The 14,626-nt window shown below is 68.7% G+C and carries 13 protein-coding genes; 8 read left to right on the top strand and 5 right to left on the bottom strand.

The features are described 5' to 3' along the window. Positions 1–6: 6 nt before the first annotated feature. Positions 7–915, bottom strand: coding sequence for a LysR family transcriptional regulator (locus ACSFA0_RS16870; protein ID WP_435451423.1), 909 nt, complete (start codon positions 913–915; stop codon positions 7–9). A 112-nt stretch (positions 916–1,027) separates the two neighbouring features. Here ACSFA0_RS16870 and ACSFA0_RS16865 point away from each other — a divergent pair, with 112 nt between their 5' ends. The 3 genes from ACSFA0_RS16865 to ACSFA0_RS16855 are packed head-to-tail and all read left to right on the top strand — an operon-like array spanning position 1,028 to position 4,170. Beyond that, positions 1,028–1,963 carry a hydroxymethylglutaryl-CoA lyase gene (locus ACSFA0_RS16865; protein ID WP_435451422.1) on the top strand — a complete coding sequence of 312 codons (936 nt, stop codon included), beginning with the start codon at positions 1,028–1,030 and terminating at the stop codon, positions 1,961–1,963. A 25-nt stretch (positions 1,964–1,988) separates the two neighbouring features. Next, complete coding sequence (locus ACSFA0_RS16860) at positions 1,989–3,140, top strand: CaiB/BaiF CoA transferase family protein (RefSeq protein WP_435451421.1); 1,152 nt, start codon at positions 1,989–1,991, stop codon at positions 3,138–3,140. A gap of 46 nt (positions 3,141–3,186) precedes the next feature. Next, positions 3,187–4,170, top strand: coding sequence for a tripartite tricarboxylate transporter substrate binding protein (locus tag ACSFA0_RS16855; RefSeq protein ID WP_435451420.1), 984 nt, complete (start codon positions 3,187–3,189; stop codon positions 4,168–4,170). A gap of 75 nt (positions 4,171–4,245) precedes the next feature. Here the strand turns inward: ACSFA0_RS16855 and ACSFA0_RS16850 are convergent, their stop codons facing one another. After that, the gene (locus tag ACSFA0_RS16850; RefSeq protein WP_435451419.1) at positions 4,246–5,187 is read right to left on the bottom strand and encodes a class I SAM-dependent methyltransferase; all 942 of its coding nucleotides are present in this window, start codon (positions 5,185–5,187) and stop codon (positions 4,246–4,248) included. A gap of 144 nt (positions 5,188–5,331) precedes the next feature. Then, on the bottom strand, positions 5,332–6,378 hold the full coding sequence (locus ACSFA0_RS16845) for an adenosine deaminase (RefSeq protein ID WP_435451418.1): 1,047 nt from the start codon (positions 6,376–6,378) through the stop codon (positions 5,332–5,334). A 100-nt stretch (positions 6,379–6,478) separates the two neighbouring features. Here ACSFA0_RS16845 and ACSFA0_RS16840 point away from each other — a divergent pair, with 100 nt between their 5' ends. Then, entirely contained in the window at positions 6,479–7,018 is a 540-nt protein-coding gene (locus ACSFA0_RS16840; RefSeq protein ID WP_435451417.1) for a phosphatase PAP2 family protein, read from the top strand. Positions 7,019–7,022: 4 nt separating this feature from the next. Then, complete coding sequence (locus ACSFA0_RS16835; RefSeq protein ID WP_435451416.1) at positions 7,023–8,474, top strand: SulP family inorganic anion transporter; 1,452 nt, start codon at positions 7,023–7,025, stop codon at positions 8,472–8,474. Here ACSFA0_RS16835 and ACSFA0_RS16830 read toward each other — a convergent pair. Then, entirely contained in the window at positions 8,425–9,363 is a 939-nt protein-coding gene (locus tag ACSFA0_RS16830; protein ID WP_435451415.1) for a LysR family transcriptional regulator, read from the bottom strand. The two genes, ACSFA0_RS16835 and ACSFA0_RS16830, sit on opposite strands and share 50 nt — an antisense overlap. 101 nt (positions 9,364–9,464) lie before the next feature. Here ACSFA0_RS16830 and ACSFA0_RS16825 point away from each other — a divergent pair, with 101 nt between their 5' ends. Genes ACSFA0_RS16825 through ACSFA0_RS16815 form a run of 3 tightly spaced genes read left to right on the top strand, consistent with a single transcriptional unit; the run spans position 9,465 to position 13,313 of the window. After that, the gene (locus tag ACSFA0_RS16825) at positions 9,465–11,168 is read left to right on the top strand and encodes an acyl-CoA dehydrogenase family protein (RefSeq protein WP_435451414.1); all 1,704 of its coding nucleotides are present in this window, start codon (positions 9,465–9,467) and stop codon (positions 11,166–11,168) included. Between the two features lie 33 nt (positions 11,169–11,201). Further along, entirely contained in the window at positions 11,202–12,173 is a 972-nt protein-coding gene (locus ACSFA0_RS16820) for a Bug family tripartite tricarboxylate transporter substrate binding protein (RefSeq protein ID WP_435451413.1), read from the top strand. Between the two features lie 6 nt (positions 12,174–12,179). After that, positions 12,180–13,313 carry a CaiB/BaiF CoA transferase family protein gene (locus ACSFA0_RS16815; RefSeq protein WP_435451412.1) on the top strand — a complete coding sequence of 378 codons (1,134 nt, stop codon included), beginning with the start codon at positions 12,180–12,182 and terminating at the stop codon, positions 13,311–13,313. A gap of 65 nt (positions 13,314–13,378) precedes the next feature. Here ACSFA0_RS16815 and ACSFA0_RS16810 read toward each other — a convergent pair whose 3' ends face one another. Next, the gene (locus ACSFA0_RS16810) at positions 13,379–14,548 is read right to left on the bottom strand and encodes a BMP family ABC transporter substrate-binding protein (RefSeq protein WP_435451411.1); all 1,170 of its coding nucleotides are present in this window, start codon (positions 14,546–14,548) and stop codon (positions 13,379–13,381) included. Positions 14,549–14,626 lie beyond the last annotated feature (78 nt).

The raw sequence follows: 14,626 nt of genomic DNA, 5'->3' as shown, positions 1-14,626 counted from the left end.
CCGCCCTCAGCCCTCGGCCTCGCCCTTCTTCACCAGGAACTCCACCATCTTGGCCGCCGCCGGCTGCAGGTTGTCGGCTTCGCGGTAGCAGATGGCGAAGCGCCGCCGCGCCCAGGTCTCGTTGAGCGGAATCACCTTGACCGAGCCGGGCGCCACATAGGCCAGGCTGACCTGCCGCGGGATCACGCTGATGCCGAGGTTGGCCGACACCACGCGCCGCGCCGCGTCGAAGTTGGACACCACCACGCGGTAGCTCAGCGTGCGGCCGGCCCGCGCGGCCGCGCGATGCAGCATCGTGTGCACTGCCGTGGCCGGCGGCAGGCCGACGTGCTCGTAGTCGAGCGTCTGCTCGAAGCGCAGCGTGCGCTTGCGCGCCAGCGGATGGTCGGCGTGCACCGCCACGGCCAGCTCGTCGCGCCGGTAGGGCCGGTGCTGCATGCCCTCGAAGCCGATGCTGTCCCAGCACACGCCGAGCGAGGCACTGCCCTCGCGCACCATGCGCACCAGGTCGCGCGAGAAGCGCTCTTCGATGTCGACCTTGATGTCGCGGTGCGCCGGGTCGCGCATGAAGGCGGCCACGTCGTCGAGCAGCGATTCGGCGATGGCCGACGCGCTCGCCACCAGCCGCACCTGCCCGCGGATGCCGCCGGCGAACGCGGCCACGTCGGACTCGATGCGCGCCATGGTGAAGAGCAGCGTGCGTGCGTGCTCCAGCAGCGCGACGCCGGCCGGGGTGGGCACCACGCCACGCCGCCCGCGCACCAGCAGCGGCGCGCCCAGCTGGTGCTCGAGCTGCGCGATGCGCTTGCTGATGGCCGAAGGCTCGATGTGCTCCTGCGCCGCGGCCTGCTTGATGTTGCCGTGATCGCACACGGCCACCAGCAGCCGCAGGGTCTTCAGGTCGAGGTCGCGCATGACATGGGGTCCGATTCAGGGATTCCGATCTGGAACTTTTCATGTTCCGATTTACCACTGGCCTCTGCAATGGGGAATTCCTATAGTTCATCGCAGATCAGGAGACAAAACGATGAACGGATTGCCCAACCGCGCCACGGTGCGCGAAGTCGGCCTGCGCGACGGCCTGCAAAGCATCGCCACGGTGCTGCCCACCGCGCGCAAGCTCGAATGGCTGCGCGACGCGGTCGCGGCCGGCCAGCGCGAGATCGAGGTCGGCTCCTTCGTGCCGCCGCGCCTGCTGCCGCAGATGGCCGACACCGCCGAGGTGCTGGCCTATGCCAAGACGCTGCCCGGCCTCGTCGCCTCGGTGCTGGTGCCCAATCTGCAGGGCGCCGAACGTGCGCTCGAAGGCGACGCCGACCTGATGATCCTGCCCCTGTCGGCCAGCCATGCGCACAGCCTGGCCAACCTGCGCAAGACACCCGATGAAGTCGTGGCGGAACTCGGCCGCATCCGTGCGGCGCGCGATGCGTCGGGCCGCAAGACGCTGATCGAAGGCGGCGTGGGCACGGCCTTCGGCTGCACGCTGCAGGGCGCCGTCGAACCCGCCGAGGTGCTGCGGCTGATGCAGGCGCTGCTCGACGCCGGGGCCGACCGCGTGAGCCTGGCCGACACCGTGGGCTACGCCGACCCGCTCTCGGTCAGCCGCCTGTTCGAGCAGGCATTGAAGATCGCCGGCGACCGCTTCTGCTGCGGCCATTTCCACGACACCCGCGGCCTGGCGCTGGCCAACGTGCTGGCCGCCGCGCAACTGGGCGTGACGCGCTTCGACGCCTCGCTCGCCGGCATCGGCGGCTGCCCGCACGCGCCCGGCGCGAGCGGCAACGCATCGACCGAAGACCTGGGCTTCATGCTGGGCGCGATGGGCATCGACACCGGCCTCGACATGGACGCGCTGCTCGCGCTGCGCGCCAAGGTCGCCGGCTGGCTCGCGGGCGAGCAAACCAACGGCGCCCTGTGGCGCGCCGGCCTGCCCAGCACCTTCCAGCGCGTCGCCGCGCACTGACACCGAACCGAAAGCCTCTTTCCGCATGAACACCGCACCGACCGCCACCGGCCTCCCGCTCGAAGGCGTGCGCGTCATCGAATTCACCCACATGGTCATGGGCCCGACCTGCGGGATGATCCTGGCCGACCTCGGCGCCGAGGTCATCAAGATCGAACCGCCCGGCGGCGACAAGACACGCACCCTGCCCGGCCTGGGCATCGGTTTCTTCCGCAGCTTCAACCGCAACAAGAAGAGCGTGGTGCTCGACATCCACACCCCCGACGGCCACGCCACGGCCGTCGAGCTGATCGGCCAGTGCGACGTGATGCTGGAGAACTTCCGCCCCGGCCTGATGACCCAACTGGGGCTCGACTACGAGACGCTGTCGAAGACGCACCCCGGCCTCGTCTACGTGTCGCACAAGGGCTTCCTGCCCGGCCCGTACGAGCACCGCACGGCGCTCGACGAGGTGGTGCAGATGATGGGCGGCCTGTCGTACATGACCGGGCCGGCCGGCCGGCCGCTGCGTGCGGGCACCAGCGTGAACGACATCATGGGCGGCATGTTCGGTGCCATCGGCGTGCTGGCCGCGCTGCGCGAACGCGAGCGCACCGGCCGCGGCCAGGAGATCCAGAGCGCGCTGTTCGAGAACTGCGTCTTCCTCTCGGCACAGCACGTCCAGCAGTTCCTCATGACGGGCGAGCCCGCGCCGCCAATGCCCTCGCGCGTGTCGGCCTGGAGCGTGTACGACGTGTTCACGCTGGCCGAGGGCGAACAGCTCTTCATCGGCGCGGTGAGCGACAAGCAGTTCCAGACGCTGTGCCGCGTGATCGACCGGCCCGACCTCGCGACCGACCCCGCCCTGGCCAGCAACGCGCAGCGCGTGGCGGTGCGGCCCGAACTGCTGCGCCACCTGGGCGAGACGATGGCGCATCGCGGCATCGATGAGCTGTCGGCCCAACTCGAAGCGGCCGGCCTGCCCTACGCGCCCATCACGCGCCCCGATCAACTGGTCCACGACCCGCACCTGCTGGCCAGCGGCGGCCTGGCACCGATGCAGGTCGAGGACGGCACCGACACGCAGGTGGTGCTGCTGCCCCTGCTGATGGGCGGCCGCCGGCCGGGTGTGCGGCAAGCGCTGGCGAAGATCGGTGAGCACACCGACGAAGTGCTGGCCGGCCTGCCCGGGCGCTGACAGCAACCCTTTTCCTCACCCCCCAACAATGACGGAGACAAAAGACATGAGCTCATCCCTTGCACGACGCACCCTGCTGACCCTGGCAGCGGCCACCCTTTGCGGCGCCACCGGCCTGGCCAACGCACAGAGCACGTCGACGCCGCTGCGCGTCATCCTTCCGGTGGGCGCCGGCTCGGGCGTCGACACCATCATGCGGTCGGCGCAGGTCGCGCTGTCGAAGGCGCTGGGCGGCCAGCCGGTGGTGATCGAGAACCTGCCGGGCGCAGGCGGCATCAACGGCACGCAAGCCGTCGTGAAAGCTGCCCCCGACGGCAACACCGTGGGCGTGGTATCGAACAACCACGCGGTGAACCCCAGCGTCTTCAAGAAGATGCCCTACGACGGCATCACCGACCTCACGCCGATCAGCGTGATCGGCGGCTCGCCCTTCGTGCTGGTGGTCAATCCCGAGAAGGTGCCCGCCAAGAACGCCAAGGAGCTGCAGGCCTTCCTGAAGGCCAAGCCCGGCGGCTACAACTACGGTTCGTCGGGCAACGGCACCATCATCCATCTGGCCGGCGAGATGTATATGGAAGCGGCCGGCGTCGATGTGCGCCACATCCCGTACAAGGGCATGGGCCCGATGCTGGCCGACATCATCGGCGGCCAGGTCGAGATGGGCGTGGGCGCGGTGCCCGCCGTGCAGGGGCACCTCAAGGCCGGCACGCTGCGCGCCATCGGCGTCATGGGCAAGCAGCGCGTGGCCTCGCTGCCCGACCTGCCGACCATCGCCGAGCAGGGCTTCCCGACGGTCGATGTCGAGGGCTGGTTCGCGCTGGTCGGCCCGGCCAAGCTGCCGGCCGCGCAGGTCAAGCGGCTGCACGATGCGATCGTCGTTGCCTTCGCCGATCCGGAGGTCAAGGCGGCCATGGCCAAGCAAGACAACTCCATCAACCCGAGCACGCCCGAGGTCGCGCTGAAGTTCTTCAAGTCCGAGCAGGCGCGCTACGGCGAGCTGGTGAAGAAGGCGAAGGTGCAGGTCGAGTGACCGGCGTGCGGGACGCCAAAACTTTTGCGCCGCGCGCACCGTCGACGGGCGGTGTGGATCGAAGGCGTCAGGCCATCAGTGCGGCACAGGCAAGGCCTTGTAGACCAAGACCTTCAACGAACGCTCGTCGGACACGTCTGAGAAACTGCCCGGGTTCGCAAGGCGCTCCATGAAGACCAACGCCGGTGCCAGTTCGCTCATCTTTTCCTGCAGAAACTTCGGCCCCAGCTCCGGCGCATTGAGGCACAACAGGACGTGGCCTTCGGGTTCCAGCAGGTCGGGCAGGCGTCGAATCAGCCGGCCGTAATCTTTGGTGGCGACGAAGCTGCCTTTTTGGTAGCTCGGTGGGTCAACGATGACCAGCCCGTAGGGGCCCCCGCGCGTGATTTTTCCCCATGAACTGAACAAGTCGTGGGGGAGGAAGCTGGCGCCATCCAGCACGCCGTTTGCGCGGTGGTTCTGTTGCCCGACGGCCAGCGCGCCTTTGCTCATGTCCAGGTTGGTCACATGCCGGGCCCCCGCCTGCAATGCGACCACCGAGAACGAGCAGGTGTACGCAAACAGATTGAGCACGTTGACCCGTGGCCGGAGGTCCTTGCGCGCCTCGACGAAGGCACGGACCCAACGCCGACCTTCGGCCATGTCCAAAAAAAGCCCATGGTTCTGGCCCCGGCTCACATTGACGCGATAGCAGACGCCATCCTCGGTGACCCAATGGGGGTCGGGCACGGACCCCGCCATCAGTTGGGTACTGCTCTGGCCTTCATGCCGGCATTGAAGCACCCAATGCAGCGTCTCGCCTGGCGCCAGTTGCTCCCAGCGCCGCGCCAGCGCCGAGCCAATCGCAGCCAGCTGGTCGTCGGCCACAGGCTGGAAGCTGGTCAATACCCAGACCGGTGGAAAGAAATCGAGCGACAGGTGTTCGCAATCGGGATGCCGTCCACCCCGCCCGTGAAAGACGCGCTGCGCGTCCACCGACAAGGTCGTTGAGGCGATGGCGTCGAACAGGGGTTGCATGGGCGCGATTCGAAGAAGGACCGAGGGCTCTGATTCTGGCGGCAGCGCTGACAGAGGTCGAAGAAGGTCGACCCCTCTGGGCGCGATATTCAGGACGAGTTTTCCGACGACGAGGCGTCGCTCGGCCCATGAGACCCAACCCGATCAGGCCGCGAAGCGCGCGAAGGTCTCGTTGAGCCGATCGATGTAGCGCGCCTTCGCCGCGTCGTCGATGAAGCTGCCTTCGAAGCTGTTGGCCGCCAGCTGCCACGCATGCCGCGCCGTCAGGCCGGTGGCTGCGAAGGTCTGCAGGAAGTTCTCGTTCATGTAGCCGCCGAAGTAGGCCGGGTCGTCGGAATTGACCGTGGCGACCAGCCCGGCGTCGAGCAAGGTCCGGAGGTTGTGTTCCTTCAGGTCGGGGAACACGCAGAGCTTGAGGTTCGACAGCGGGCACACGGTCAGCGGGATGCGGTCCTTGGCCAGGCGCGCCATCAGCGCCGGGTCCTTCGCGCTCTGCACGCCGTGGTCGACGCGCTCCACCTTCAGCACGTCGAGCGCGCTCCACACATAGGCGGGCGGGCCCTCTTCGCCGGCATGCGCCACCAGATGCAGGCCGAGTTCGCGGCAGCGTGCGAACACCTTCGCGAACTTCTCGGGCGGATGGCCGACCTCGCTCGAATCGAGGCCGACGCCGATGAACTTGTCGCGATACGGCAGCGCCTGCTCGAGGGTTTCGAAGGCTTCTTCCTCGCTGAGATGGCGAAGGAAGCACAGGATGAGCGCGGCGCTCACGCCCAGCTTCGCCTCGGCGTCGACGCAGGCGCGGTGCAAGCCGTCGATGACCACCTTCACATCCACCCCGCGCGCGGTGTGCGTCTGCGGGTCGAAGAACATCTCGGTGCGCACCACGTTGTCGGCGGCGGCGCGCTCGAGGTAGGCCCAGGCCATGTCGTAGAAGTCCTGCTCCTTGAGCAGCACGCTGGCGCCGGCGTAGTAGATGTCGAGAAAGGTCTGCAGGTTGGTGAACGCGTAGGCCTGGCGCAGGTCTTCGACGCTGGCGTAAGGCAAGGTGACTGCGTTGCGCTGTGCCAGGGCGAAGATCAGCTCGGGTTCGAGCGATCCCTCGATGTGCATGTGCAGCTCGGCCTTGGGCATGGCACACAGCAGTTCGGGCAGACGCTCGGCTGGAATCTGGAAATCGTGGGGGTTCATGAACGCACTTTAAATCGATCCTCGGGGCGACGCGAGCCGCCGGCGGTGCCACGGGCCGTTCATCGGCCGTCCATGCCGGGCTGCGACAATCGCGACCCTCATGAACGCCTGGAACCTCGCGCTTTTCGACCTGATCGCCGCCGGACACCAGCCGACCCCCGTGTTGCTGTGGATCGCCTCGGCCTTGGCCGAAGGCTCGACCTGGGTGTGTGCCGCGCTGATCGCCGCTGCCGCCTGGAAGCGACCCGCCACGCGTGCACGCGTGGTGTTCGTCCTGGTGGTCGCGGCACTCGCCTCGCCCTTGGCACGCGAACTGGCCGCGGCTATCGGTGCGCCACGTCCGTTCATGCTCGGGCTCAGCCCCGAATATGTGGAACATGGCGCACGCGCCGGCCTGCCGAGCACGCATGCCTCCGTGATGTTTACGGTGGCCTTCATGCTGATCACCGACCGCCGTCTGCGGACCGTTGGCTGGGCCGTGCTCGCGATCGCGGTCGCAACCGCCTGGGCGCGCGTCTATGTGGGCGTGCATTTCCCGGCCGACGTGGCCGCTGGCGCGTTGCTGGGCGCATGTCTCGCCGCGGCCGCACAGGGCGTCTGGATCGGCGTGGCCCGTCTGCGCCGGCGAACCGAACCTTGAACACATGCCACTGAACCGCCTTCGCGCCGAATGGGCGCCCAGCATTCCCCGCGAGCTGATGGCCGGCGCCGTCGCCACCTTCGCGCTCATTCCCGAAGTCATCGCTTTTTCATTCGTGGCGGGCGTCGACCCGTCTGTCGGGCTGTTCGCGTCCTTCATGATCAGCCTGGTGATCGCCTTCACCGGCGGGCGTCCAGCCATGATCTCGGCCGCTGCCGGCTCTGTCGCGTTGGTGGCCGCGCCGCTGGTGCAGTCGCACGGCCTGCCCTATCTGCTGGCGGCCGGTGTCCTAGCGGGGTTGGTGCAGGTGCTGTTCGGCCTGCTGCGGCTGGGCGTGCTGATGCGCTTCGTGTCGTCGTCGGTGCGCACCGGCTTCGTCAACGCGCTGGCCATCCTCATCTTCGCAGCGCAGATGCCGCACCTGCTGGGCGCGAACGCCGCGACCTGGGGCATGGTCGGGCTCGGGCTGGTGATCATCTACGGCCTGCCGCGCCTCACGACGGCGGTGCCCTCGCCGCTCGTCTGCATCGTGGTGCTGACCGTGATCGCATCGTGGTTCGGCCTGCCGCTGAAGACCGTGGCCGACCTCGGCACCCTGCCCGACGCCCTGCCGGTGTTCGCGTGGCTCGACGTGCCCTTCACGCTCGACACCCTGCGCCTCATCGCGCTGCCCGCGCTGGCCATCGCGATGGTCGGCCTGCTCGAATCGATGATGACCGCCAGCGTGGTCGACGAGCTCACCGACACGCCCAGCTCCAAGAACCGCGAATGCAGCGGCCTGGGTCTGGCCAACATCGCCGCCAGCTTCTTCGGCGGCATCGCCGGCTGCGGGATGATCGGCCAGACGGTAAGCAACGTGCGCTACGGCGGACGCGGGCGGCTGTCGACGCTGTTCGCCGGCGTCTTCCTGCTCATCCTGATGGTGCTGCTCAAGCCCTGGGTGTCGCAGGTGCCGGTGGCGGCACTGGTCGCGATCATGGTGATGGTGTCGGCCTCGACCTTCGACTGGGGGTCGCTGCGCAGCGTGGTGCGGCATCCGCGCCTGTCGAGCGCGGTGATGCTGGCCACGGTCGTGGTCACTGTCGCAACCGACAACCTGGCCGCCGGCGTGGCCGTCGGCGTGATGCTCAGCGGCGTGTTCTTCACCTTCAAGGTGTCGCGCCTGCTCGCTGTCCACGCCGAGGATGACCCGGCCACCGGCATGCGCATCTACCGCGTCACCGGGCAGGTGTTCTTCGCCTCGGCCGATGTGTTCGTCGACGCCTTCGACACCCTCGACACCGAAGGCCGCCCGGTGCGCATCGACGTGACGCAGGCGCACTTCTGGGACGTGACCGCCGTCGCCGCGCTCGACAAGGCGGTGCAGCGGCTGCAGAAGCACGGCAGCACGGTCGAGGTGATCGGGCTCAACGACGCGAGCGCGGTGCTGGTGGATCGGCTGGGGCCCCAGAAGTAGCGGGGAGTTCGACGCGCGCGCCGACCACCTCGTCGAGCAGGCGCGGGACCAGCGGGTTGCGCGACGCCAGTGGCCAGAGGCCATAGGCCTCCGACAGCGTGCGCGTGCCCTCCAGCGGACGGAACACCGCACCGGGCAGCGCGCAATGCCGCATCGCGTCGGGCACGAGCGCCACGCCCATGCCCTGCGACACCAGCGACACCACGGCCAGCCAATGGCGCACCTCCTGCCGCACCTCGGGCCAGAAGCCGGCGTCGCCGCAGATCGACAGGATGCGCGCGTGGTAGTCGGGCGACGCGCTGCGGGAGAACAGCACGAAGGACTCGTCACGCAGATCGGCGACCGCGACCTTGCGCTTCCGCGCCAGCGGGTGCCCGGCCGGCAGGCAGGCGACGAAGGGCTCCGACACCAGCAGGCGGCACTGCAGCTCCGACGGCACGCGGCGCGTGTGGGCGAAGCCGACATCCAGGCGGTCGTGCAGCAGCTCGGCCATCTGCTCGCCGGAATTGAGTTCGGTCAGCGTCACGCGCACCGCCGGGTGCGCCGCCTGGAAGCGCTGCAGGGCCTGCGGCAGCCCGCGGTAGAGCATGGCACCGACGAAGCCGATGCGGAGCCGGCCGGCGGAACCCTCGGCCACGTGCCGGGCTTCGGTCGCCGCCTCCTGCGCATCGCGCAGCAGCGTGTGGGCCGAGGCCAGCAGGGTCTGCCCTGCCGCCGTCAGGCGCACCGCCTTGCTGTTGCGTTCGAACAGTTGCGCGCCGACCGATGCCTCGAGCTGGCGGATGGCCACGCTCAGCGGCGGCTGCGAGATGGCCAGGCGTCGTGCGGCCCGGCCGAAGTGCAGCTCCTCGGCCAGCACGACGAAATAGCGCAGGTGGCGCAGCTCCATGACAGGACCTTCCAACGATAGTCAGATCGGATCGATCAAGACCTATTCGATATTAGACAGGAATCGATCCGCAACGAAGAATGGGCGGACAAGGAGACAAGATGACCCGCCACATCGCCAACGGCGCTGCCGTCCATCCCGTGCCCGACCGCCACGGCCGCAGCCTTTACGCGCACGACGCCGAACTGCACACGCTGCTGGCGCTCTACCTGCCGGCCGATCTGCTGTCGCACATGCGCCCGCACTTCGAACGGCTCGGCGCGCTGGCCGGTGGCCGGCTCGACGAGCTGGCGCACACCGCCGACCAGAATCCGCCCACGCTCACGCTGCGCACCCGCACCGGCATCGACGATGCGCAGGTGCACAAGCACCCGGCGTACGTCGAGATGGAACGGCTCGCGCTCAGCGAGTTCGGCCTGGCCGCGATGTCGCACCGCGACGAGACGCTGGGCTGGAAGGGCCGCATGCCGCCGCTGGTCAAGTACGTGCTGACCTACCTCTTCGTGCAGGCCGAGTTCGGCCTGTGCTGCCCCGTGTCGATGACCGATTCGCTGGCCCGCACGCTCAAGAAGTTCGGCAGCCCGGAGCTGGTCGAGCGCTTCATGCCCCGCTTTCAATCGCTCGACTTCGACACCCTCGCCCAGGGCGCGATGTTCATGACCGAGCAGGCGGCCGGTTCCGACATCGCCGCCACCGAAACCCGCGCCTGGCAGGACGAACAGGGCCAGTGGCGGCTCGGCGGCGACAAGTGGTTCTGCTCCAACCCCGACGCCGATTTCGCGATGGTGCTGGCCCGCGTCGACGGCGGCGCACCGGGGCTCAAGGGCGTGTCGCTCTTCCTGCTGCCGCGACGACTGGACGACGGCAGTGCCAACCACTACCGCATCCTGCGCCTGAAGGACAAGCTGGGCACGCGCTCGATGGCCAGCGGCGAGATCCGCCTGGAAGGCGCGCTCGCCTACCTGGTCGGCGAACAGGGCCGCGGCTTCGTGCAGATGGCCGACATGGTGAACAACTCGCGGCTGTCGAACGGCGTGCGCGCTGCCGGCTTGATGCGCCGCGCCGTGGCCGAGGCCGAGTACATCGCGCACGAGCGCCATGCCTTCGGCAAGCGCCTGGAAGACATGCCGCTGATGCAGCGCCAGCTGCAGAAGCTGCGGCTGCCGGCCGAGCAGGCGCGCAGCATGGTGTTCCAGACCGCGCAGGCGCTGGCGCGCTCCGACGGCGGCGAGACGGCCGCCTACCCGCTGCTGCGCATCCTCACGCCGCTGATCAAGTTCCGCGCCTGCCGCGACGCCCGCAAGGTGACCGGCGACGCCATGGAAGTGCGGGGCGGCTGCGGCTACATCGAGGAGTGGAGCGACCCAAGGCTGCTGCGCGACGCGCACCTGGGCTCGATCTGGGAGGGAACCAGCAACATCGTCGCGCTCGACGTGATCCGCGCGGTGAAGCGCGAGGGTTCGCTGCCGGTCCTCCAGGCGCACTTCGAGGCACTGATCGACGACGCCCCGCTGGCGCCCGCCTTCGCTGCCGCGCTGCGCGATGCGCTTGCGCGGGCTGCCGCGTTGGCGCTGCGTGCGGCGGACGACGGCGGCGACCGCCTCGCGCGGCAGGCCGCATCGGCGCTCTACCACGTGGTCAGTGCCATCGCCATGGCCTGGGAAGGCGTGCGCGGCGGCTCGGCCCAGCGCATCGCGTGGGCGCAAGCGGTGCTGCTGCACCGCGTGCTGCCGCGCGACCCGCTGGCCGCTTCGGAGGTGCCGCACGACTGGACGGCCGCGAGCCCGGCGCCCGTCGCGGCCTGAACCCTTTTCAACCCAAAGAACGGAGACACAACCATGCGACTTCTCGCCACCCTGGTGCTTGCCGCCACCGCCCTGCCCCTGATGCCGATGGCCCACGCGGACACCTTCCCCGACAAGCCCATCGTGCTCGTGATCCCGTTCCCGCCGGGCGGGCCGACCGACGCGATGGCGCGCACGCTCGCCGCCGAGATGAAGGACCGCCTCGGCCAGCCGATGATCGTGGAGAACCGTGCCGGTGCCGGCGGCAACATCGGCGCCGAGTACGTGGCGCGCGCCACGCCCGACGGCCAGACGCTGCTGTTCGGCACCTCGGGCCCGCTCGCCATCAACGCCAGCCTCTACCGCAAGATCAGCTACGACCCGGTCAAGAGCTTCGCGCCGGTGATCCAGGTCGGCCACCTCCCGAACATCCTGGTGGTCAACCCGGCGGTGCCGGCGAAGAACGTGAAGGAACTAATCGCCTACGCCAAGGCCAACCCGGGCAAGCTGAGCTATGCCTCGTCGGGCAACGGCGCGTCGTCGCACCTGGCGGGCGTCTTGTTCAACGCCTCGGCCGGCATCGACTTGCAGCACATTCCGTACAAGGGCACGGGCCCGGCGTTGAACGATCTGCTCGGCGGCCAGGTCAGCATGAGCTTCACCGACGTGCTCACCGCGCTGCCCTACGTCAAGACCGGCAAGCTGCGCGCGCTGGGCGTGACCACGACCGAGCGCTCGCAGGCGCTGCCGGACGTGCCGACCGTCGCCGAGCAAGGGGTGCCCGGCTACGACGTGAGCGTCTTCTTCGGCATCGTCGCGCCGGCCGGCACGCCGCCGGACCGCGTCGCCAAACTCAACCAGGCCTTCGTCGAAGTGCTGGACACGCCGAAGGTCAAGCAGCTCTTCGCCTCGCAGGGCCTGGAACCCGCACCCGCGTCCACGCCGCAGCAGCTGGGCAAGTTCATCCAGGCGCAGATGAGCAAGTGGGCCGGCGTGGTGAAGCAGGCTGGCGCCCAGCTCGACTGACACGCCATGACTGCATCGCCTTCCTCATCGACCGGCGCCTTGGCCGGCATCCGCGTGCTGGACATCTCGCGCATCCTCGGCGGCCCGTACTGCGGCCAGATCCTGGGCGACCATGGCGCCGACGTGCTCAAGGTCGAGCCGCCCCAGGGCGACGACACGCGCACCTGGGGACCACCCTTCAAGGACGGTGTGGCGTCGTACTACCACGGGCTCAACCGCAACAAGCGGACGATGCACCTGGACCTCGGCAGCGCCGAAGGCCGCGAGGCGCTGCTCGCGCTGGTGTCCGAGGCCGATGTGCTGATCGAGAACTTCAAGACCGGCACCATGGAACGCTGGGGCATCGGCTACGAAACGCTGTCGCAGCGCTTCCCGCGGCTCGTGTGGTGCCGCGTGTCGGGCTTCGGTGCCGACGGCCCGCTGGGTGCCCTGCCCGGCTACGACGCGGCCGTCCAGGCCATGACCGGCATCATGAGCGTGAACGGCGAAGCCGACGGCGGGCCGCTGCGCGTCGGCTTGCCGGTGGTCGACATGGTGACCGGCCTGAACGCCGTGATCGGTGTGCTGCTGGCCTTGCAGGAGCGCCAGCGCAGCGGCCACGGGCAGTTCGTGGAAGCCGCGCTCTACGACAGCGGGCTGTCGCTGCTGCATCCCCACGCGGCCAACTGGTTCGTCGACGGGAAGGCGCCGCGCCGCACCGGCAATGCGCACCCCAACATCTACCCCTACGACGCACTGGCCACCGGGACCGAGCCGGTGTTCGTCGCCGTGGGCAACGACGGCCAGTTCGCGGCCTTCTGCCGTTGCATCGGCGTGCCGGAACTGATCGAGGACGTGCGCTACGCGACAGCCGGCCAGCGCTCGGTGAACCGCGACACGCTCAAGGCAACGCTCGAGGCGGCCATGAAGGAGTTCGATGGCCACACGCTGGTCGACACGCTCATGGCAGCCGGGGTACCCGCCGCGCCGGTGCTGGGGGTGGATGCGGCCCTGGCCCATCCGCACACGGCGCACCGCGGCATGGTGGTCGAGCTGCCCGGCGGCTACCGCGGCATCGGCGCCCCGGTGAAGCTCGGCCGGACACCGGCGAGCTACCGGCACGCGCCCCTGACGCCGGGCGAAGGGTTCGAGACGCGTTGAGCACAGGGCGGCCCGCCCAAGAAAAAGGCCGCCCGAAGGCGGCCTCTTGATCAGCGCAATGCGCCTTACTTCTTCTCGCCGCCCGGCACCTTGCCTTCGACGCCCTTGACGTAGAAGTTCACGCCCGAGAGGAACTTGTCGTCCGCCACCGCGCCGGCAGCGATCAGCTCCTTGCCGTCCTGGCCGACGATCGGGCCCTTCCAGATCGAATAGCTGCCGTCCTTCAGGCCGGCCTTGACGGTCTCGACCTTGGTCTTGATGTCGGCGGGCACGTCGTCGGCGATCGACACGATGTCGATGGCGCCTTCCTTCACGCCCCACCAGCTCGAGCCGGTCGCCCACTTGCCTTCGAGCGCGTCCTTGGTGGCCTTGATGTAGTACGGGCCCCAGTTGATGACGGCCGATGCCAGGTGGGCCTTCGGGCCGTAGGCCGTCATATCCGAATCCCAGCCGAAGGCGCGCTTGCCCTTCTCCTGCGCGGTCTTGAGCACGGCCGGCGAATCGGTGTTCTGGAACAGCACGTCGGCACCGCCGTTGATGAGTGCGGTGGCCGCTTCGGTTTCCTTCGGCGGGCTGAACCATTCGTTCACCCACACCACCTTGGTCGTGATCTTCGGGTTGACCGACTGCGCACCCATCGTGAAGCTGTTGATGTTGCGCAGCACTTCGGGGATCGGCACCGAGCCGACCACGCCCAGCGTGTTCGACTTGGTCATCGAGCCCGCGATGATGCCGGCCATGTACGCGCCTTCGTAGGTGCGGCTGTCGTAGGTGCGCATGTTCTCGGCCGTCTTGTAGCCGGTGGCGTGCTCGAACTTGATCTCCTTGTTGTCGGCAGCGACCTTGAGCATCGGCTCCATGTAGCCGAAGGTGGTGCCGAAGACCAGCTTGTTGCCCTGGCCCACCAGATCGCGGAACACGCGCTCGGCGTCGGCCGACTCGGGCACGCTTTCGACGAAGGTGGTCTTGATCTTGTCGCCGAATTCCTTCTCGATCGCCTTGCGGCCGTTGTCGTGCGCGAAGGACCAGCCGCCATCGCCCACCGGGCCGACGTAGGCGAATGCGATGTTCAGCGGCGCGGCCGGTGCAGGCGCGGCAGCGGCGGCGGGTGCAGGTGCGGGCGCTGCAGCAGGTGCCGCCGCCTCTTCCTTCTTGCCGCAGCCGATGAGGGCAGCGGAGGCGACGGCCGTGAGGGCAGCCAGCTTGAGCAGGGAGCGCTTGTTCAAATCATTCATTGTCGAGATCCTCGAAGGACAGGTTGGCGAAACATCAAGAGAAACTGCGGTGGTCGAAACCGGTGCGGCCAAATCGCG

Source organism: Variovorax restrictus, assembly GCF_051216715.1.
GTDB lineage: Bacteria > Pseudomonadota > Gammaproteobacteria > Burkholderiales > Burkholderiaceae_C > Variovorax.
This window is presented reverse-complemented; position numbering and strand designations above follow the sequence as displayed.